The following is a 19,757-nucleotide window of genomic DNA, read 5'->3' as shown; positions in this document are numbered from 1 at the left end:
GCGCCACGAGAAGGACGAGGGCGAACAGCAGAAGCGTGTACAGGGCGTCCCCGCCGTACTTGGCCGCCCCTCCCCCGAACCAAACCGATGTCACGGCACCGCTCTTCGACCAAGATCCGGACCATTCCCGGACCGGCAAGCCGCTCCGGGCACCGAGCTGCACCATGTGCACCAGCCGACGATGTGTCGTCGTCGTACCACCAGCAGACGAAGAACCTGCCGGTTTCACTCCGACAGGGCATCTCCTCCATGGGGCAGGACCAGGATCACTCCCCGCCACGGCCACTCTCGCCTTGTCGACTCTCTGCAAGGCGACAGGGCAAGTACCAAGTTCACGCGCCGGCACGCGGCTCAACCGCCCGCCGGGTCGGCATTCGTCCGGCCGCCACCGAGCCCCCAAAGACCGCCGCACGTGACGGAGCACGGCCTGCGCATAGCCGGCCGAGCCGTCCCGGCAGACCACCTCGATGCCCGGGTGCGCGCGTAGACACCCGGTCACCGTCTCCGCCTTCCGGTCGGGCAGGACATCGATCCGGTCCCGGCTGACGGCGTCGATGATGATCGTGGCGTACCGGTGCCCCGGCGCAGAGCGAAGTCGTCGATGCCCAGGACCTCGGGTACCTCCCGGTCGGGCAGCGGGATGCGCAACCGGCAGGTCAGCGTGCTGGACCAGGACAGCACCTGGTGCAGATGAACCAGGAGACGGGCTCCGGCCCGTCCCGACAGAGCGGTGGCGACAGCGGCGACGACCTGCTGCAGGGCCGGGGGCCGCCGCCGGTAACGCGCCGTCAGCCCAGGAACCTGCTCGACGAACGTGGTCCTGGAGCAGCCGGGGTTCTCGCAGTACAGACGGCGCACCGAGATGTCGATCATCGCTGGTCTGCCCCCGATGGCCTCGTCGGCGACATGCCGCACGTAGCGGCTGTGCTCCCACTCCGATTCCTGTCCGCGGTCCGGGCAGGTCACCATGGCCCCCGCCGGGGTCCGTACCATGATCCGGACCGGGGACGGGCCGGTCTCCACCCCGTCGACCAGCACTCCGGCCAGTGCAGGAAGCAGCCCCGTCAGCTCGACATCACACGCCACCAGCCTGCCTCACCAAAACATCAGCCAGGGCCAGAACCACAAGATCGATCAACGGCTACGAAAATCTTGTCAGAGCCTGATTCCTGATAGACCCCAGGTCAGTTGAGACCGAGGAGGAGGGGGCTGGGCTGACAGGGCGTCGTTGTCCGGATTTATGATGGGGCGCCCGGGCGGGTAGGTGAAAGCGGGGTTTCAGGGTGGAATGCGACTGGGAGACCCCGGCCCGATTCCAGCGGGCCAGGGTCTTTGTGCTGTGCCGGGGTGGCGGTTCGGTCAGCGTCCGCCGAATCCGTCGTTCCCGCCGAATTCGCCGAAGTGGCGTTTGACGACCCGGAAGCTGCCCACCACTCCGTTCTTGACGAAGACGCCGCCCTTGACGTGGCGGGGGCGCACGCCGTCGCTGGAGCTGTGTGGTCCGACGGTGGCGATGGGGGCTCCGTTGTCGCAGGTGGCTCCGCGGAAGACCTCGACGGTCCTCCGGCTGTCGTTGCGGATGTTCAGGCTGCGGGAGCCCAGGCCGCTCACGACGGTGATGCAGCCGCCCGGGGCGGCCGAGTAGGAACGCTCGTTGATGTGGATCCGGCCTTCGAAGCCCCGGCCTTCGTGGTCCTCGCCTTCGGAGTCGCCACCTTCGCTGTCCTTGCCTCCGTTGTCCTTGCCTCCGTTGTCCTTGCCGGAGTCGCCACCTTCGCTGTCCTTGCCTCCGTTGTCCTTGCCGGAGTCGCCACCTTCGTCGCCCTTGCCTCCGTTGTCCTTGCCGGAGTCGCCACCTTCGCTGTCCTTGCCTCCGTTGTCCTTGCCGGAGTCGCCACCTTCGCTGTCCTTGCCTCCGTTGTCCTTGCCGGAGTCGCCACCCGTGGGGGCCGAGGCGGGTACGGGGGCGGCTGCCTGCTGGACCCCGGGGGCGGCCTGGGCCGGCTCGTAGGCGGACACCGAGGCGTAGGTGATACCGGTGACGGCCAGGGCCACGGCGGCCGCTGTAGCGACGGTGGGACGGGTAATCATCACGCGCTTCTCCTGTCTCGGGAAGTCGGCTGGCCAGCCGACTCATGATGAACGTACTGACCGATTCCCATATCTGTCATATCGGGACATTAGGGAAAGCCGGTAGATTGACTCCAATCGGGTCATAGGGGGACGTCTGCGTACCGCGCCATGGCGCGCTGACGGGAAACCAGATGACTTTTCCTGTAATAGACTTGATGCACCGATACGCCATCCGGGGGACTTTTCAGGCGTCTGCCCACTTACAGCCGCAGCCGCAGCGTGTCGTTCGTTGACACATCGGGGGAAACCGGTATTCCCGTTGTGCTGCCGGGTGGCGGGCGGGGTGCTCGAGCCCGCGAGCTGTCCGGCATTGCACCGGACCGGGTGGCGGCCGGACCTCTCATCAGCGTCTCCGACGGCACCTTCCGGGCCCGGTGACACCACCCCCCAGGTCATCCGTTCGACAGGGGGACACAGTCATGCCGGGCCCGGAGGCCAGCGGCCCTCTTGCAGGACCGCGGAAAACATAACGTGGGGGCGGGACTGTCCAGCACGATCCATCCCGCATTCGATTTCTGGGCCGACAGGTCCCACGCGCCACCACGCGAGCAGGTCAGGGACATGATGCCTGTCGCCGCGAGCCAATCGCGGGCACCCGGGCCGGTGTGTCCGGTGCCAGGCCCCTTCGCGCTTCCCTGCTCACCCATCCGCTTGTGAGGCTCCCAAAGTCCCGCATATGCGCTGACCTGGGCATTCGCCAGCTCTCGTGATCTTCGTCAGGCGGCGTTGCGGTACTCGTGGATGAGCCCGCCGAGGATGTCGTGGCGCTGGATCCGCTGCGCGGGAAAGGCGATGACGTCCACGCCGTCGGCTGGGGCGCGCAGGTCCAGGGCTCTGTGCGGCCGACTGGAGTCGTAGCGCTCGGCGTACTCGGCGAGGACGTGCCGCAGGTGCTGATCGTTGCAGATCAGCAGACGATCCGTGCACTCGGCTCGTGCGGTGCGTATGAACCTCTCGGCGTACGCGTTCATCCTTGGTGCCTGCGGTGTGGTCTTGAGGATCTCGATGCCGTCGGCGGTGAAGACGGCATCGAACGCCTGGGGGTAGCGGCTGTCGCGGTCACGCAGCAGGTAACGGAAGCCGGCGGCGCGGCCGCCGAGGTCGGCCATGAGGTTTCGGGCGAGCTGGGTGGCCCAGGCCGCGGTGGGGTGGGCGGTGACGCCGAGGATGCGCACGGTGCGCGTGCCGACTTCCAAGGCGAAGAACACGTACAGCCGCTTCAAGAATCCCGAAGTCACGTCACTCGACGAGGAGTCCCCAGGAAGAGGTGGAACCCCCTGGCCACGGGGACAGGACGTCAGCGGGGCTCAGGGAAACTCACGGGATGTCGCACACACAGGGCGGCGCACGCACGGGCTCTTGACCGTTTCGCCGGGAGGGTCTAGCTTCCAGACAGAAAGCGCTTGCCGCCCTGTTGTGCCGTCGCCTCCCGGCCTGCGCCCCGGCCGACCGAAGGAGTTCCCCATGGCGAGCAGGGCCGACACATCCGTCGCGTACGACGGCCTGCCCGGCGGGATCGGCGTCTCCCGGCTGCGGGTGTACGACTGGCCGGCCGCCGACGGCCTGCGCGGCGGCACGCCCCATGTCCATCTGAGCTGTTCGGAGGGGTACGCCGTGACCGGCGGCCGGGGCACGGTGCAGACCCTGACGGCATCCGGGTTCGAGCAGACCGAGCTGACGCCGGGCGCGCTGGTGTGGTTCACACCGGGCACGATCCACCGGCTGGTCAACGAGGGAGGCCTGACCATCGTCGTGCTGATGCAGAACTGTGGTCTGCCGGAGGCGGGCGACGCGGCGCTGACGCTGCCGCCGCATCTGCTCGCCGACCTCGTCGCCTACCGTGCGGCCGTCACCCTGCCGGAGGCGGGCTCCGAGGAGGAGTTGGAAGCCGCGGCCCGCCACCGCCGTGATCTGGCCCTTGAGGGTTTCGCGGCACTGCGCAAGGCGACCGAGGCCGGGGATCCGGAGCCGCTGGCGGCGTTCCACCGGGCCGCCGCGGCGCTGGTGCGGCCATTGGTCGGCCGGTGGCGCGGACGCTGGCGGGACGGGGCGGCCGCCGCGTCCGCGGCGACCGGCGCACAGCTCGACCGCCTCGAGCGCGGCGACGCGGAGCATCTTGCGCAGGCGAGACTGCGGACCGAACAGCCGACCGCCCGGGGCCGGTTCGGTATGTGCGGCCGCCTCGACGTGTACGACATCGGCTGAGCGACGGCGCCCCGGTCCCAGCCCGGCCGCCTCACTCCCCCGAGGGCGCCAGGAGCTTCCTGGACTCCAGGTAGTCGCGCGCCACGTCTTCCGGCAGCCGCCGCCAGCTGTCGACCTGCCCGTTGAGCCGTGCCAGGTCGGCTGTGGTGAGGACGGTGTTGAGCGCGGCCAGTGCACGGGTGGCACCCTGTCCGCCCGCCTCCAGACGGAACGTGGACATGCCCCATGCGAGCTTCTCGATCGCTCCGGGCAGACCGAGCGCGATCCTTCGTACATCGTCGGCAGTGGCCATGGCGCAACCGTACGACCTGCCACCGACAGGGCCCCAACTGCCGTGCCACACTGCGCGCTTCCGACCCATTGACCCCCCGCAACGCCGGAATCTACGCTGTGCGGCGTACCCAGAAAGCGCTTTCTCAGCCTGCGGCAGGACCTACCAGCACCGGGAGCGCCATGACTGATCATCACCCCAGACGGCATGAACGGCCGAGAGCCCTTCGCACCGCGATCTCCCCCGTCTCCGTCATCACCGCACTGCTGGCGCTGCTCCTCGGCCTCGGAGTGACCCTGTCACCCCGTGCCGAAGCAGCGCCCTACCGCGTACTCGTCTTCTCCAAGGTCACCAACTTCACCCACGACTCGATCCCCGCCGGTATCGAGGCCGTCAAGAAGCTCGGCAGCGAGAACGGCTTCGAGGTCGAGGCCACCGACGACGCCTCGGCGTTCACCGACGTGAACCTCGCCCGCTTCCAGGCGATAGTCTTCAACAACACCAACTCCACCCCGGAGAGCGGCGACCTCCTCGACGCCGCACAGCGGGCCGCACTGCAGAAGTACGTCCGGGGCGGTGGCGGATGGGTCGGCCTGCACGCCGCCTCCGCGAGCGAGCGCGACTGGGACTGGTACGAGGGCCTGGTCGGAGCGATCTTCGACAAGCATCCGGCGGTGCAGACCGGCCGGGTGAAGGTGCTCGACCGCTCGCACCCCTCCACCGAGGGCCTTCCCGAGCTCTGGGAGCGCACGGAGGAGTGGTACAACTGGCGCACCAACCCGACCGGCAAGGTGCACACGCTCGCGCAGGTCAAGGTGCGTGACGGGGTCACCGGCCTCGACGAGGGCGTTGACCAGCCGTATTCCTGGTGCCAGAACTACGACGGCGGACGCTCCTGGTTCACCGCCGGCGGCCACGCAGATTCCGCCTTCCAGGAGCCGGACTTCCTGAAGCACCTGCTGGGCGGCATCCAGTGGGCGGCGGGCAACAAGTCCGGTGACTGCACGGCCGGCAAGACCGGCGCCTTCCAGCGCACCCCGCTGGCCACCAGCGACCTCGCCGACCCGTTCGAGCTGGCCGTGGCGCCCGACCGCCGGGTCTTCTTCATCGAGCGCACCGGCAAGGTGAAGGTCATCGACCAGTCGACGCTCAAGGTCACGACCGCGCTGGACTTCGAGTACACGCCCGAGATGACGAGTCAGTCGGACGGCCTGCTGGGACTCGCCCTCGACCCGGACTTCGGCGAGAACAACTGGCTGTACCTGCTGAACTCCGACAAGACCGAGAAACAGCTCAACGTCTCCCGCTTCACTGTCTCCGGCAGCACCATCGACCCTGCGTCCGAGAAGCGGCTGCTCACCATCCCCACCTTCCGCGGCGAGGGCCGGGCCAACTCCCACATGGCGGGCTCGCTCGCCTTCGACAAGGACGGCAGCCTGTATGTCGCCACCGGCGACAACACCGACCCGTTCGCGTCCGACGGCTTCACACCCATCGACGAGGGTGATGGCCGCCGCGCCTGGGACGCCCAGGCCACCTCGGGCAACACCAACGACCTGCGGGGCAAGATCCTTCGCATCACGCCCCAGGACGACGGCACGTACACCGTGCCCGAGGGCAACCTCTTCGCGCCCGGCACCGAGAAGACCCGTGCCGAGATCTACGCCATGGGCATGCGCAACCCGTTCCGGATCACCACCGACCCTGTCAGCGGTGCGCTGCTGGTCGGCGACTACGGCCCCGACGCCCGTGCAGCCAGGCCCGACCGCGGGCCGGAGGGCACCGTCGAGTACATGCGGATCACGAAGGCGGGCAACTTCGGCTGGCCGTACTGCGTCGGCAACAACACCCCGTTCAACGACTACGACTTCCAGACGCAGACGTCGGGACCGAAGTTCGACTGCGCGAACCTCGTCAACGAATCGCCGAACAACACGGGTCTGACGAATCTCCCGCCGGCCCAGCCGGCCACGGTCTGGTACGCCTACTCGGCCTCCGCCGAGTTCCCCGAACTCGGCATCGGTGGCGGCGGCCCCATGGGCGGCCCGGTCTACGACCACGACCCCGCCAACACCTACCAGGGCAAGTTCCCGGCGGCGTTCGAGGGCAAGTGGTTCACCTACGAACTGACCCGCAAGTGGTTCAAGACCTTCTCCATCCAGCAGCAGGACCAGACGTTCGCCGACCCACGCTTCGAGCCGGTGAAGGCCGGGGACCTGCACTCCATCAACACCGTCTTCGGTGACATGACGTGGAACCAGCCCTTCGACGCCGAGTTCGGACCGGACGGCGCGATGTACGTCATCGACTTCGGGCTCGGCAGCGGCACCGGCCGGGGCGGCAGCAACGAGGGCTCCGGCATCTACCGCATCGACTACGTGGCCGACAACCGGCTGCCCACGGCCCAGGCGACGGCCACCCCCGACAGCGGTTCCGTCCCGCTGACCGTCCAGTTCTCCAGCGAGGGCTCCGGACTGCCCGACGACAAGCCCGTGACGTACGCCTGGGACTTCGACGGAAACGGGACGACCGACTCGACCGAGGCGAACCCGACCCATGTGTACAAGGAGAAGGGCCGCTTCACCGCCCGGCTCACCGCCACCGGACCCGGCGACCTGCCGGGCCTCGCCGTCCAGGACATCACCGTCGGCAACACCCGGCCCGAGGTCACCATCCAGCAGCCGCCGAACGGCGGGATGTTCAGCTTCGGCGACACCATCCCCTTCACCGTGAAGGTCAAGGACAAGGAGGACGGCAAACGGATCGACTGCTCCCGTGTCGTCGTGCAGTCGCAGCTCGGACACGACTCCCATCTCCACCCGCTGGACAACTACACCGGCTGTACGGGCGAGATCGTGACCGACGCCGGTGACAGCCACGGCCCCGGCCAGAACCTCTACTACGGCATCACCGCCCAGTACGAGGACAAGGCGGCACCTGGCGTGCCCGCCCTGACCGGGTCGGCCTCGCTGACGCTGCGCACCAACTTCCGTGAGGCGGAGCACATGACATCGACCGGCGGAGCGCACGCCGGCGCGGTCGTGAGCAGCCGCACCGACGCCTCCGGCGGCAGGCGGCTCAGTGAGATCGAGCACGGCGACTGGATCAGCTTCGACCCGGTCAACCTCAAGGGCATCGACTCCGTGACCGTGGGGGTCGGTTCGGGCGGCATCGGCGGGAGCGTGGAGTTCCGTGCCGGATCGCCGACCGGCAAGCTGCTCGGCAAGGTGACCGTGCCGGCCACCGGCGGCTGGGGCAACGTCGTCTCCCCGACGACCGCACTGGCCAATCTCGGCGGCACGACCAAGCTGTACGCGGTCTTCACCAACCCGAAGTGGACCGCGGACAAGGCCGACCTGTTCGCCGTGGACTGGTTGCACTTCAACGGGACCGGCGTGGAGAAGCGCCAAGGCGCCAAGGTGACCGTCAAGGCCAGGCCGGCTACCGGGAAGGCACCGCTCGCCGTCCAGTTGTCCGGCAGTGTCCGTCTGCCCGAGGGCCGTACCGCCGCCTCGTACCACTGGGACTTCGGCGACAACGCCCGGCCTGCGGGCGAGGAGACCGCGAAGGCCACCCACACCTATGCCCGCCCGGGCACGTACGCCGCCCGGCTCACGGTCACCGACGACAAGGGTGACACGACCACCGGCTTCGTCCGCATCAACGTCGGCTGATGTGAAGGAGATCCGAATGAACGGCGCCAGACGCGCATTCCTCGGCAAGGCCCTCGGCGTAGCCGCCGCGGGCGTGGCACTCACCGCTGCCGGTCCCGTCGCCCACGCCGCCGAGGCGAACGGCACGGCCGCACAGCGCCGCCGCCGCATCCCTCGCTCCGGGATCGGCATGCACCTCTTCACCATGCGGGCCACGCTGGCGGCGGACTTCAAGGGAACGCTCGCCCGTCTCGAGGAGATCGGTTACGCGACGGTCGGCGTGAGCGGCCGACACGGCAACAGCGCGGCCGCGATCCGCTCCATGCTCGACGAAACGCATCTGCGGGCGGTCCTGGAGCACGTGGGCTACGACACCGTACGGGGCAGCGGACTGCCGCAGGCCCTCGACGACATCCGGACCCTGGGCGCCCGGTGGATCGTCGTGCCCAGCCTGCCGGCGGCGATGCACACACCGACCGGATTCCGGGAGGCTGCCAGGGAGTTCAACAAGGCGGGGCTCGCGGCCCGCAAGGCGGGGCTCGGCCCGCTGCTGTTCCACAACCACGGCGCCGACCACCAGGTGGTCGACGGCGAGAACCTGTACGACATCCTGCTGCGCGAGACGGACCCCCACCTGGTCGGCTTCGAGCTGGACGTCTACTGGGCGGCCAAGGGCGGCGGCAGCGACCCGCAGGACCTGTTCGTGGAGCACCGCCGCCGCTTCCCGGTACTGCACGTCAAGGACATGGCCGCGGACGGCTCGATCGCCGACGTCGGGTCCGGGGTGCTGGACTTCGCGGCGATGTTCGACACGGCGCACAGCGGTGGTGTGAAGCAGTGGCTGGTGGAGCACGACGCACCGGCCGACCCGTTCGCCACCGCACAGAACAGCTACACGTATCTGGCGAACCTGAGGTACTGACCGGCCCGTACGAAGGAGCCCCGCACCATCCCTGGGATGGTGCGGGGCTCCTTCGCTCCCCGGAAAGCTCAGTCCGCCGCGGAGACCGCGCCGAGCAGGCCGCGGATGTGGGTGGTGGCCTCCCGGAACTCGGGCCGTCCCATCGTCTCCGTGTAGTCGCGTTCCGGGGGCAGGCCCACGTCGATGATCTCGGTGATGGTGCCGGGCCTGGGACTCATCACCACCACCCGGTCGGCGAGGTAGCAGGCCTCGGAGATGGAGTGGGTGACCAGGAGCACGGTGGTGCCGGTCTCCCGCCAGATGCGGTTGAGTTCGGTGTTCATCTGCTCGCGGGTGAGCGCGTCGAGCGCGCCGAACGGCTCGTCCATCAGCAGGACGGGCGGCTCGTGCAGCAGGGCGCGGCACAGGGCGACGCGCTGCTGCATACCGCCGGACAGCTCGTGCGGCAGCGCGTCCTCGAAGCCGCTCAGGCCGGTCATCGCGATGAGTTCGTCGGCGCGCCGGCGCCCCAGCTCCGCCGGCATCTTCCGCATCTCCGCCTGCAGCAGGATGTTGCGGCGCGCCGAACGCCACTCCAGCAGGGCAGCGCGCTGGAAGACGTAGCCGATGTCGTGGCGCGCCCCCTGCACCCGCTCGCCATTCAGCAACACATCGCCCGCGGACGGCTTCAGAAGCCCGGCGACCAGCTTGAGCAGCGTCGACTTGCCGCATCCGGACGGGCCGACGATCGCGACGAACTGCCCCATGGGCACCTCGAGATCGATGTCGGTCAACGCGGTCACGTCACGGTCCTTGGTGCGGAAGCGGACGGCGACGTCCTTGATGCCGACCGCCGCTGTGCTGCCGGGCCCGCTGCTCTGACCGTCCTTCGTCACTTCCGGCTCCCGCACGGTGGTGTTTCTGGGCATCGTCATCCCTTCATCGCGGTGGCGCTGTCCCAGTACTCGGCCACGGCCTTGGGGCTGCTCACCAGTCCGGCCTCGGCGAAGACGTCGATGGTCTGCTGCCAGTCGGCCTCGATGTTGACGCCCGGCGCCTTGCCCTGCGTCGACTCGGTGTGCAGGAGGGTGAGCGTCGTGGCGAACTGCTCGGACAGGACCTCCTTCGGCGGGAGCTGCTCACTCGCGCCCTCCATCGAGGCGACGGCCGGCTCCGGTGCCTTCTCCGCGACAGCGAAGGATTCGCTGACCGCCTTCGCCATGCGCTGGGCGAGATCCTTCTTGCCGGCGAGGACCTTCTGGCCGGCGATGAGGCCGTTGGAGTAGAAGTTCAGCCCGTTCTCGGAGAAGCGCAGGTACGAGACCGGCTTCTTGGCCTTGTTCTGCATGGTGGGCCCCTGGTCGCTGGCGTAACCGAGTAGCCCGTCGGTCTTGCCGGAGATCACGGCGGCGATCTTGCCGGCCGGGTCCGTGTTCTGAACCTTCACGTCGGACTCAGCGAGGCCGTTCTTCTTCAGGAAGATGGGGAACGTCTTGGAGAGCGCGTCGCCGGCGGTGCCCGCGATGGTCCTGCCCTTGAGGTCGGCGGGGCTGTTGATGCCCTGCGACTCGAAGAACTGCACCGACGCCGGAGTGGTCTGCAGGAAGACGCCGAGGCTCTTGACCTTGACGCCCGCGTCGACACCGGACAGGACGGCGGGCGTGTCGGCCCAGCCGAAGTCGGTCTGTCCGGCACCGGTGGCCTGCACCGTCTTCTGGGAGCCCTGGCCGGCGCGGATCTCGAGGTCGATGCCGTGATTCTCGAAGATCTTCTGCTGCTTGCCGTAGTAGAACGGCGCGTGTTCGCCGTACGGGTACCAGTTGAGCGTCAGCGTCACCTTGTCCAGCTCCTTGCCGGAGGAGCTGGACGATGTGTCCGAGCCTTCCTCCCCGCAGGCCGTAACGACCAGAAGCAACGGTACGAGGCCGGTCAGAAACAGTCTGCGCGCAGTCATGGCTGATCCTTCTCGTGAGCTTGGGACATGTGGCCGGTCATCAGGTCAGTACGTGGTGGTGACGCTGGTCTCGCGGCGGCTGGCGTGCCACGGGAGCAGCAACTTCTCGGCGATCTCGACAAGGACGAAGAGGACGACGCCGATCAGGGACATCACCAGCAGGCCGGCGAAGAGCATCGGGGTGTCGAGGTTGCCGTTGGCCTGGAGGATCACATAGCCGAGCCCCTCGTTGGCGCCGACGAACTCGCCGACGACCGCGCCCGTCACGGCGAGCGTCACCGCGACCTTGAGGCCGGAGAACAGATGTGGCAGCGAGGCGGGCATGCGGATCTTGACAAAGGTCTGCCAGGGGCTCGCGCCCATGGTCGAGGAGAGCTGGAGCATCTCCGGGTCGACCGCCTTGAGTCCCGTCACCATGGAGATGACGACGGGGAAGAAAGCGATCAGCACCGCGATGAGGATCTTCGGTGCGATGCCGAAGCCCAGCCACACGACGAACAGCGGGGCGATGGCGATCTTCGGCACGACCTGGGCGAACAGCAGGATCGGGTAGAGGGTCTTCTCGACGGTGGCCGAGTAGACCATCACCACGGCGGCGAACACCCCGACGACGACGGCGATCAGGAAGCCGAGGAGCGTCTCGTAGGTGGTCACCCACGTGTGCTGCCAGATGTAGTCGGCCTTCCCGGTCAGCACGTCGAGCGTCGCGCCGGGCGAGGGGACGAGATAGGGCTCGACCAGTTCGGCGGCGGCGATCACCCACCAGGCGGCGAAGCACGCGAGCAGCAGGGCGGCGGGGCGCCAGCTCTGCTCGAGCAGCCGCGACGTCCGCTCCCCCGCGCTCGGGCTGTTCCGCCTGTCGACTCCCGCCACCTGCGCGGGTGGTGCTTTGATGGCGCTCTGACTCACGGTCAACTCCTGGGTCTCCGGAGCGGTCGGGAAGAGCCGTCCGGACCAGCCGGGTTCATCGAGCTCTCTGCCTCTGCGAGAAAACGCTTTCAGAAAGCGCTTTCTGATACAGTGTCGCCACGCTAATGACTGCCAGTCCGCACGGTCAATAGGTCGTCCCGAAGTTTCGGGGGGTCAAGTGAGTGAACGGGAACCACGGGCTCATGTGACGCTGGACGCCGTCGCCCGCAGAGCGGGCGTGTCCCTCGCAACGGCGTCACGAGCCCTGAACGGCACCACCCGGGTCCGTGAGGACCTGCGCAGCCGGGTACGCGCGGCCGCCGACCAGCTGGGCTACATCCCCAACGCCCATGCCCAGGCACTCGCCAGCGCGTCGAACAACACCGTGGGCCTGATCTGCCACGACGTGGGCGACCCCTACTTCGCCGCGATCGCCGCCGGCGTGATGCGCGCAGCCGCGGAGAAGGACCTGCTGGTGATGCTGGCCAGCACCTTCCGCGAACCGGCCCGCGAGATCGCCTACGTGTCCGCACTGCGCGCCCAGCGGGCCCGCGCCATCCTGCTGATCGGCTCCGGCTTCCAGGACCGGACCTGGGAGCGGGCGCTCGCCGCGGAACTCGAGCCGTACGTGCGCGCGGGCGGACGCGTCGCGGTCGTCAGCCGGCACCGCAGCCTGCGGGTCGACGCCGTGCTGCCGGAGAACCGGGGCGGCGCCTCGGCCCTGGCCCGGGCGCTGCTCGACCTGGGGCACCGGGAGTTCGCGGTACTCACCGGACCGCCCTCGCTGACCACGGTCTCCGACCGGCTCGCCGGCTTCCGGGACGAACTGGCGCGGGCCGGTGTCACCCTGGCACCCGAGCGGATCGTGCGCGGACCCTTCACCCGCGAAGGCGGGTACACGGCGGCACGAGCGCTGCTCGCCCGTGGCGCACGGCCCACCTGCGTCTTCGCGGTGACCGACGTGATGGCCGTGGGCGCGCTCGCCGCCTTCCGGGAACGGGGCGTACGTGTGCCGGAGGACATCTCGCTGGCCGGCTTCGACGACATCCCCCTCGTGAGGGAACTCTCCCCGCCGCTCACGACGGTCGCCCTCCCGCTCACCGCCATGGGGCAGGAGGTGATGGCACTCGCCCTGCGCGAGCCGCGCGGGCCCCGGTCACGGGTGCTGAGGATGGGCGGTGAGGTCGTCCTGCGCGCCAGCGTCGCTCCCCCACCGCCACGGCCGGCCAGGGCCGAGGGGGGCGCGCACTGACACTGCGGGTGCCGAATCATCATCCGGCCCGTTCAGCGGCATGATCAGTGAGGAAGTTCCATCGTGATTCGTGCAGGTCACCGGCCCTGGCGTGACGAGTCGTTGGGGTGCTCGCGCAGTGCATCGGCCGACAGCGTGAAGGGTGGCTGCGCGCCACGCACAAGAAGATCGCCGACAAGCTGGGCGTGGAGCGGTCGAACGTGACCCGGGCGCTTGGGCGGCTGGAGGGGTGGCACATGCTTCAGCGCGTCGACACCGGCCTGATCTTCGTGAACCCGCTGCTCGGCTTCGAGGGCAACGGCGACGTCCAGCACGAGGTCCTGGAGGCGCTGCGCAGAGGCGCACCGGAGGGGGCGTTCCCGGAGCTGAAGGCACCGCCAGCACCCCGGAGTGTGCAACTGGAACCCCACGCCACGATGGAATCGGGGTCCACGTCCAGGGCCGCTCTACCACCGAGCATCTCCCAGGTGCCGCGGGCGTTGGCTGTCTCCTGCCGCAGGCCGGACCCGTCCGAATAGGCATCGGACCGCGGAACCGGCAACAGTATTCCAACTTCCCTGCTGACGCTGCCTGCCCCGTACGCCAGGGAGCTGTCGATAAATAATTCCCTGGATCTACTGGTCGTGCGGGGCGGGTGGGGTGTGGCCGGCGATCGCGGCGAGTTGCTGTGAGGAGGTCACGGTGAGGCCGCCGGTGGGCACTGTGTGGCCGAGTGCGGCGAGGACGGGGGCGGCGTCCCGGAGGGTTGCGCCGATCCTGCTCTTGGACAGGCCGGTCGCTTCGGCAAGCGGTGCCTGTGTCATGGACCAGCGCTTCTGCAGGAGGAAGACGACGAGATGGTCGGCGGCGGAGAGCCTGCGGGTGCCGGCGCCGGGACCGCCGTCGGGGCGTTTCCCGGGGAGCAGGACCGGTGGGTGCTGGGTGCAGTAGTCGCGGTAGCGGGCGACGAGGTCGTCGAAGGCGGGGGCCTCCAGTCCGGTGAGGCTGGGGTGCCGCAGCCAGGTGGGGAGTTTGTCGCCGGCGGGGAAGCGGCCGAACTCGGCGGGCCGTGCCGGAGGCGGCGGGGCGAGGGGTTCGGGCCGCAGGGTGTAGTTCCAGCTGCCGTGCCAGTGGTGCGGGGTGAGGGGGAGGCGGTCCATGACGTCGTCGGGGACGGTGACGCCGGTGGGGTAGGCGCCGGGGTCGAGTTCGGCGTGGACGGCCAGTCCGGTGCGGGTGCGGGTCGCGCCGATGGTGCTGACCACGACTTCATGGCTGGTCAGGGGCCTGCCGCGCCAGTTGATGCTGCCGAGTAGCCGAGGGGAATCTCACCCCTCGGCTCTCACAGAACCGTGCGTAACAGTCGCCCGTTACACGGCTCTTGCCGTTCTGATCAGCAGGCCAGTACGGCATCCGTCGTCAGGCGCCAGTGCGCGAACATACGGGGGTATCGCTGAGCGATCTCCACGAGTTTCGCGAGGGCCTTCCGTCTGCCGGCAAGCCGCTTGCACTTCTGGCGGATCCAGCGCACCAGGTAGGCGTTGATGCGCATCGCGAAGGTGCGCAACTCCCACGGCCGGAAGCGGCTGTAGGGCGCTGTCACGTTGTTGGGTGTGTGAGTGTCTGATGGCGCGTCGGGGCGTGGTGGGCTTGCGCTTCGGGCCTGGGGTCAGGCCGTGGTGGGCCGGCCGGCAGCGCCGGTGATCTGGTCCCAGATCGCGAAGCGGATGGTCATCTCGGCTCGGTGGTCGGAGGCTGTCATCAGGTGGCGGTGAGGGCGGAAGTGGGGTGAGATGCCGCTGAACGCGGACAGGAACCGCTGGGCTCCGCCGACGGAGCGGAAGCCTTTCATCGCGCGTTCGCGCTGCCGGGTGGGCTGGTGGCTGTTCTCGGCCCGGTTGGTCAGGCCCTTGTGCGAGCGGTGCTCGACGGAAGGCATGACCTCGCGGTGGGCCGCGCCGTAGGAGCGGAGCTTGTCGGTGACCACCACCCGCGGCACCGAGCAGGTCGTCTTGAGCAGTGTGCGGAAGAAGCGCCGGGCCGCGGCCTTGTCCCGCCGGTTCTGGACCAGGATGTCGAGCACGTTGCCGTCGGCGTCGACGGCCCGCCACAGATACTTCCGCTCGCCGTTGATCTTCACGAAGACCTCGTCCAGGTGCCACGTGTCCCCGGGCCGCGGCCGACGGCGGCGCAGTCCGTTCGCGTAGGCCTGGCCGAACTTCAGACACCGGCGGCGCACCGTCTCGTAGGAGACGATCACGCCGCGCTGCAGCATCAGCTCCTCCACCTCACGGAATGACAACGGGAAGCGGAAGTACAGCCACACGCAGTGGGAGATCACCTCGACCGGGTACCGGTGCCCCTTGTACGACGGCGACGCGGACGACACGAACGACCCCCTCCCCGGCACAACCAACTCCAAGATCATCCCAGGCCGGTCAGCCAACGTGACAACGCCCAAAAACTTCATGTACTCGCCTCGTCGTCCCGTGGGGGTTGTCGACGGCGGCACGCTGTCGGATCAAAAGGCCGGTACCTCGTCAATCGGCCGCGGTCGCCGCGCGAACGGGTCCGATCGCTCGCCACCGGCCTTCTGACCGGTCGGGCGCGAGGTCGTGGTCCCTTGCCGCTCTCGAAACTGTGTGCACAGACAGCGAGAAGTCCAGCCTCGTCTCGGCCGCATGACGCCGGCGCAGGCCAAAGGTGAACCGCTTGACCGTCTCCCGGTCCGGGAATCCGGCCACCCGCTGCAGCACTGTCACGCCGTTGCCGATGCACTTGAGGAGTCCAGGTCGGTGAACGGCTCGTCCGCGCTGTCGTCGTGGACCCCGCGACAGGCCGTCTCGTTCCCGTTGTCCGGCCAGGCCTCGGGGGCGGTGTCCCGGCATTCGGGGTGGCAGTCTGTACAGGTCAGGCCGATGGCGGCTGCCGGGGTCCAGCCCTCGATCTGTGCCTGGCCGCTTGGCGGGAGGACATTCATGACGATCACCCAGCAATGCTTCAACCGGGTCAGAAGGGGAATGTGGGGCTGTCGTGGTCGTGGGGGGCGCTTTTGTCCCCGTCGGGGACCCCCGGCGCGTCGTTCGGCGCGGACGGGGCGGTGTCGAAGAGGGTGCCGTCGGGCACGCCCCCGCGCGGGATCTTGCTGACCGTCGCGGCGGCGTAGCGCAGGGAGGGGCCGATCTCCAAGGCCTCCAGCTCGATGACGGTCCGCTTCTCGCCTTCCCTGGTCTCGTACGTCCGCTGGTGCAGCCGTCCCTGGACGATGACGCGGGTGCCGCGCGCCAGAGACTGGGCGACGTGTTCCGCCATCTGCCGCCAGACCGAGCAGTGCAGGAACAGCGTGTCGGCGTCCCTCCACTCGTTGCTCTGCCGGTCGAAGGTGCGGGGCGTGGAGGCGACGGTGAAGTGTGTGACCGCGTCGCCGGACGGGGTGTTGCGGATTTCGGGGTCGTCGGTCAGGTTGCCGACGACGGTGACGACGGTCTCGCCGACCATGAGAGGTGCTCCTAACGCACTTACGGACGGGGGGAGTTGGTTGTCTGGCGACAACGCTGCCGCTTCGGGGTGTCTTCGGGCTCCCTGCCCGGCCCCCTTTCTTCTCGTTCGACAGGCCCCGCCGCGATGAGTCTCGAAGCGTGGGCCGGAGCGTTCTTCAGCGGGATGCCGAGCCGGGGGATGGTGCAGGAACGGCCGGCGGCAGCCCGGCACCAGGGGCAGGGCACGCGGAGGGCGTGGACGCGGAGGTCGTTCCTCGAGCGGCCGGCGAGGGCGGGGGGTGGCTGGGCCGGGGCGGCGGGTGTCCGCTTGACGCGCTGTCCCGAGGCGATCGCGGTCACGATCGCGAGGAGTTCCGCGCGATAGCGGTGCGGGTCGTCCGGGTCGGTGTCCGGGAGCGGCAGCGGGTCGCGGGCGAGCCGCTCCTCCCGGATCGCGTGCACCTCGGCGCGGATGTCGGCGGCGTCGATGTGGGACTGTCTGCGGCCCAGCCGGATCACGGCCTCCCGCGTATCGGCGACGTCCAGGTCGGCGAGCAGGAGGTGCCAGGCGTCCGTCGTGGTCTCCTCCAGATGCATCGACGGGCACATCGCCGCGACCAGGGCAGCGAGCCCCGCGGTCTCAGTCGGCGTCATCCGCTCTTCCCTTCCGCGGGGGAGCGCCCCGGGTGACGCCGGTGCCCCGCTTCCCGCCCCATCCGCCGGCTGCTGCTGGTACAGGTACAGGACGGCCCCGCAGGCGCAGCGCAGCCGCCCGTCGTTCCCGAGACTCCAGCGGCCGCAGCCGAGGTGATCGGCTTGTGAGATCAGGAACCACAGGGTGGCGGGCGAGTCCCTGTCGGAGCGCGCTGTAGCGGTGGTCATCGCGTCTCGCCACCGCCGAGGGCGAGCAGCCGGCGCAGGTCGATCTCGCCGGTGTCCCAGGCCCGGGCGACCCGTTCCGCTCCGCCGGGCACGGGCCGCAGGCTGAACGAACGCGGTTCGGGGACCGGCGCCACCGCCAGTCCCGGGATCACCTCGCCGGTGTGCGGGTCGGCGACCGGGCCGAAACAGACGAGCCGGCCGAAGAACTCCCGTTGCCAGGCGGGGCGCACCCGGACCAGGGTCTCCACCTCGCCGGGGTGGTTCGCGGCCACCCAGGCGGTGAAGGCGTCCTCGTCGGCGACCACGACCGCCGGCTGGGGGTCGATGAGCGTGAGGGTGGCGATCGGGGTGTCATCCGGCAGGGTCACCCGCATCGACTTGAGGGCGAGCTCGGCGCGAGCCGCGCGCAGCCCGTGGAGAACCGCGCGGCGCTCGGCCCGGTACTCGGTCTCCACCGCGTCGCGCAGCACCCTGAGCACGACGACCCGGGTGGCGCGGTCCCGGAGGTTCACGCGGCCTCACCCTTTTGCTCGGTCCCCTTTCCGGCCTCTTTCTTCGCCTCGGTGCCGCGGCGCACGATGAGCTCGCCCAGTGTGGTCGAACCCCCGGCGGGGTCCAGGACGGCGGCGGCGAGCAGGTTGTGCCGGCGCACCTCCTCATAGAGGCCGCGGAGTTCCTCGTAGGCGGTGTGCGGGGCGGTGGCGGTCGTGAGGTAGTCGGACGCGCTCGGGGTGGGCTTGCCGGCGTTGAGCCACTCCAGGACGGCCTCGGCGAACGCCGCATCCGGCTTGCGGATGACGAGCCCGGAGAGCGGCTTCGCCCGGGACTTGGAGATCACCAGGGTGTTGTCGTGGTCGAGGTCACCGACAATGTCGAACTCGTACTCGATGCCCTCCCGCTGCTCGGGCTTGAGTCCGACCTTGCGCGGCACCTTGCGTCCGCGCTCGTCTGCTTCCACGACGTACTCGGTCTTGGTACGCATGGTGGCAATGAGGTGGCCGGGGTAGGCGAGCAGGGCGTCGATCATCGCCCGCTCCAGGGGGCGGGCCTCCCTCCAGCCTGCGAAGGTGTTGCCTCCCGCGATGCGCTTCGCGGCGTTGTCGACCTGCTCCAGCATTCCGCCCGAGCCGGACCAGAAGTGCGAGAGCGAGTCGACGATCACGACGTCGTAGCCGTCGTGGGCGGCCACCGCGAGCGCCTCGACGAGCGCGGGTGGCTCGAACGTCGTGAGCGGGAGGGTGTCGAAGGCGAACTCGTCGGCGTATTTGGAAGCGCTGCCGTGCTCGGTGTCGATCAGGGCGATCCGGTCGCCGATCCCGGTGCCGATGACAAGCGCGGTGTAGGTCTTGCCCGACCCGGTGGGCCCGGTGAGCGCGATGCGGGCCTTGGCCTGCTCCTTGGTGGCGGGGATGAAGGTGAAGCTGTTCACGCCGTTCTCCTCTGGCGCATCCGACGGCGGTTCGGGGTGGGCTTGGGGAGGGACAGGACGCGGTCCTCACCCGGCAAGACGTGCACCCGCACGGCCGAAGCCTCAGTTCGAATATCAGTTCGAAACTGCTTGAGGTCCCACGCTAGGCGCGGATAGAGGCTGAAATCAACACTTTGCTCACAAAAAATTACTAACGACCCTGATGTCCGTAACGAGGCCCGGAATGAGTGCGCCTGCGCCAGTGCCGCGGCCGGATCGACCGCGGCGCGCATCCGGTAAGGATCGGACCCGATCGCCGACCGGTTCCACGTCCTGATCCGGGACGCGCTGGGGGAATCCGGCCGGGGCGCCGTCGCCAGGGCCGGCCCCCGGCGCCCGCGAGTTTCTGGCGGTGCTCCGCGCCCACGACGGCCTCCTCGTCTGCATCGCCGTCACAGACCAGCTCGTCCTCCCAGGCTTCCCCGCCCTCGAAGACGTTGCAGCCGATGGTGAAGTGGGCGTAAAGCACCGCGCGCCGCCGGCCTCCCTGAACGTAGGTGGTGGTTACTTCTCGTTCTCGACGGCGTGGCCACCGAACCGGTTGCGCAGCGCGGCGATCATCTTCAGTGCGGGCCTTCCCGCCCGCCGGCGGGACCACCTTGCCGCGGCGGGACGAGGCCGAGGTGCTCCCATGCCGCCGGTGTGGCGATCCGGCCGCGCGGGGTGCGGGC

Annotated in this window: 18 protein-coding genes and 3 pseudogenes; 5 read left to right on the top strand and 16 right to left on the bottom strand. The window is 69.2% G+C overall.

The features are described from left to right. Positions 1-495: 495 nt before the first annotated feature. From ACFPZI_RS34385 to ACFPZI_RS34375, 3 genes are all read right to left on the bottom strand, one after another. The gene (locus ACFPZI_RS34385) at positions 496-1,086 is read right to left on the bottom strand and encodes a hypothetical protein (RefSeq protein WP_381371088.1); all 591 of its coding nucleotides are present in this window, start codon (positions 1,084-1,086) and stop codon (positions 496-498) included. A 273-nt stretch (positions 1,087-1,359) separates the two neighbouring features. Continuing rightward, the gene (locus tag ACFPZI_RS34380; RefSeq protein ID WP_381371087.1) at positions 1,360-2,091 is read right to left on the bottom strand and encodes a hypothetical protein; all 732 of its coding nucleotides are present in this window, start codon (positions 2,089-2,091) and stop codon (positions 1,360-1,362) included. A gap of 758 nt (positions 2,092-2,849) precedes the next feature. Further along, positions 2,850-3,371 carry an integrase core domain-containing protein gene (locus tag ACFPZI_RS34375; protein ID WP_381371086.1) on the bottom strand — a complete coding sequence of 174 codons (522 nt, stop codon included), beginning with the start codon at positions 3,369-3,371 and terminating at the stop codon, positions 2,850-2,852. 226 nt (positions 3,372-3,597) lie between these two features. Here ACFPZI_RS34375 and ACFPZI_RS34370 point away from each other — a divergent pair, with 226 nt between their 5' ends. Beyond that, positions 3,598-4,338 carry a cupin domain-containing protein gene (locus ACFPZI_RS34370; protein WP_381371085.1) on the top strand — a complete coding sequence of 247 codons (741 nt, stop codon included), beginning with the start codon at positions 3,598-3,600 and terminating at the stop codon, positions 4,336-4,338. Between the two features lie 31 nt (positions 4,339-4,369). Here the strand turns inward: ACFPZI_RS34370 and ACFPZI_RS34365 are convergent. Further along, a pseudogene (locus ACFPZI_RS34365) lies at positions 4,370-4,546 on the bottom strand (glycine betaine ABC transporter substrate-binding protein); the annotation flags it as partial. 245 nt (positions 4,547-4,791) lie between these two features. On the opposite strand from ACFPZI_RS34365, the gene ACFPZI_RS34360 reads away from it, so the two are divergent. Beyond that, complete coding sequence (locus ACFPZI_RS34360; protein WP_381371084.1) at positions 4,792-8,283, top strand: ThuA domain-containing protein; 3,492 nt, start codon at positions 4,792-4,794, stop codon at positions 8,281-8,283. Positions 8,284-8,299: 16 nt separating this feature from the next. Then, complete coding sequence (locus tag ACFPZI_RS34355) at positions 8,300-9,184, top strand: sugar phosphate isomerase/epimerase family protein (RefSeq protein WP_381371083.1); 885 nt, start codon at positions 8,300-8,302, stop codon at positions 9,182-9,184. Positions 9,185-9,252: 68 nt separating this feature from the next. Here the strand turns inward: ACFPZI_RS34355 and ACFPZI_RS34350 are convergent, their stop codons facing one another. Genes ACFPZI_RS34350 through ACFPZI_RS34340 form a run of 3 tightly spaced genes read right to left on the bottom strand, consistent with a single transcriptional unit; the run spans position 9,253 to position 12,026 of the window. Continuing rightward, entirely contained in the window at positions 9,253-10,098 is an 846-nt protein-coding gene (locus ACFPZI_RS34350) for an ABC transporter ATP-binding protein (RefSeq protein WP_381371082.1), read from the bottom strand. Further along, positions 10,095-11,117 carry an ABC transporter substrate-binding protein gene (locus ACFPZI_RS34345; protein WP_381371081.1) on the bottom strand — a complete coding sequence of 341 codons (1,023 nt, stop codon included), beginning with the start codon at positions 11,115-11,117 and terminating at the stop codon, positions 10,095-10,097. Before ACFPZI_RS34345 ends, ACFPZI_RS34350 begins: the two co-directional genes overlap by 4 nt. 45 nt (positions 11,118-11,162) lie before the next feature. Then, on the bottom strand, positions 11,163-12,026 hold the full coding sequence (locus ACFPZI_RS34340) for an ABC transporter permease (RefSeq protein WP_381371080.1): 864 nt from the start codon (positions 12,024-12,026) through the stop codon (positions 11,163-11,165). Between the two features lie 205 nt (positions 12,027-12,231). Between ACFPZI_RS34340 and ACFPZI_RS34335 the strand changes: the two genes are divergently transcribed. Beyond that, positions 12,232-13,278, top strand: a complete 1,047-nt coding sequence (locus tag ACFPZI_RS34335; RefSeq protein ID WP_381371079.1) for a LacI family DNA-binding transcriptional regulator — start codon at positions 12,232-12,234, stop codon at positions 13,276-13,278. Positions 13,279-13,385: 107 nt separating this feature from the next. Beyond that, positions 13,386-13,796 (top strand): replication/maintenance protein RepL, encoded by a 411-nt coding sequence (locus ACFPZI_RS34330; protein WP_381371078.1) that lies wholly within the window; start codon positions 13,386-13,388, stop codon positions 13,794-13,796. A gap of 96 nt (positions 13,797-13,892) precedes the next feature. Here the strand turns inward: ACFPZI_RS34330 and ACFPZI_RS34325 are convergent. The 9 genes and pseudogenes from ACFPZI_RS34325 to ACFPZI_RS34285 all read right to left on the bottom strand — a co-directional run. Continuing rightward, positions 13,893-14,564, bottom strand: a pseudogene (locus ACFPZI_RS34325) (ISAzo13-like element transposase-related protein); the annotation flags it as partial. Between the two features lie 86 nt (positions 14,565-14,650). After that, positions 14,651-14,860, bottom strand: a complete 210-nt coding sequence (locus ACFPZI_RS34320; RefSeq protein WP_381371077.1) for a hypothetical protein — start codon at positions 14,858-14,860, stop codon at positions 14,651-14,653. Positions 14,861-14,926: 66 nt separating this feature from the next. Further along, positions 14,927-15,685: an IS6 family transposase gene (locus tag ACFPZI_RS34315; protein ID WP_381371076.1), complete on the bottom strand. Its 759-nt coding sequence runs from the start codon at positions 15,683-15,685 to the stop codon at positions 14,927-14,929. A gap of 330 nt (positions 15,686-16,015) precedes the next feature. Next, the gene (locus tag ACFPZI_RS34310; protein ID WP_381371075.1) at positions 16,016-16,246 is read right to left on the bottom strand and encodes a hypothetical protein; all 231 of its coding nucleotides are present in this window, start codon (positions 16,244-16,246) and stop codon (positions 16,016-16,018) included. Positions 16,247-16,266: 20 nt separating this feature from the next. After that, positions 16,267-16,755 carry a single-stranded DNA-binding protein gene (locus ACFPZI_RS34305; protein ID WP_381371074.1) on the bottom strand — a complete coding sequence of 163 codons (489 nt, stop codon included), beginning with the start codon at positions 16,753-16,755 and terminating at the stop codon, positions 16,267-16,269. 20 nt (positions 16,756-16,775) lie between these two features. After that, positions 16,776-17,390 carry a zinc finger domain-containing protein gene (locus ACFPZI_RS34300; protein WP_381371073.1) on the bottom strand — a complete coding sequence of 205 codons (615 nt, stop codon included), beginning with the start codon at positions 17,388-17,390 and terminating at the stop codon, positions 16,776-16,778. A 224-nt stretch (positions 17,391-17,614) separates the two neighbouring features. Further along, positions 17,615-18,130, bottom strand: a complete 516-nt coding sequence (locus tag ACFPZI_RS34295; RefSeq protein WP_381371072.1) for a hypothetical protein — start codon at positions 18,128-18,130, stop codon at positions 17,615-17,617. Continuing rightward, on the bottom strand, positions 18,127-19,047 hold the full coding sequence (locus ACFPZI_RS34290; protein WP_381371071.1) for an ATP-binding protein: 921 nt from the start codon (positions 19,045-19,047) through the stop codon (positions 18,127-18,129). The genes ACFPZI_RS34295 and ACFPZI_RS34290 overlap by 4 nt, the downstream gene beginning before the upstream one ends. Before the next feature lie 543 nt (positions 19,048-19,590). Beyond that, a pseudogene (locus ACFPZI_RS34285) lies at positions 19,591-19,689 on the bottom strand (6-phosphogluconate dehydrogenase); the annotation flags it as partial. Between the last annotated feature and the right edge of the window lie 68 nt (positions 19,690-19,757).

Origin of the sequence: Streptomyces chlorus, assembly GCF_042655885.1 — a bacterium.
Lineage (GTDB): Bacteria > Actinomycetota > Actinomycetes > Streptomycetales > Streptomycetaceae > Streptomyces > Streptomyces chlorus.
Note: the sequence above shows the minus strand (reverse complement) of the source record. Positions and strands in the feature narration are given on the sequence as shown.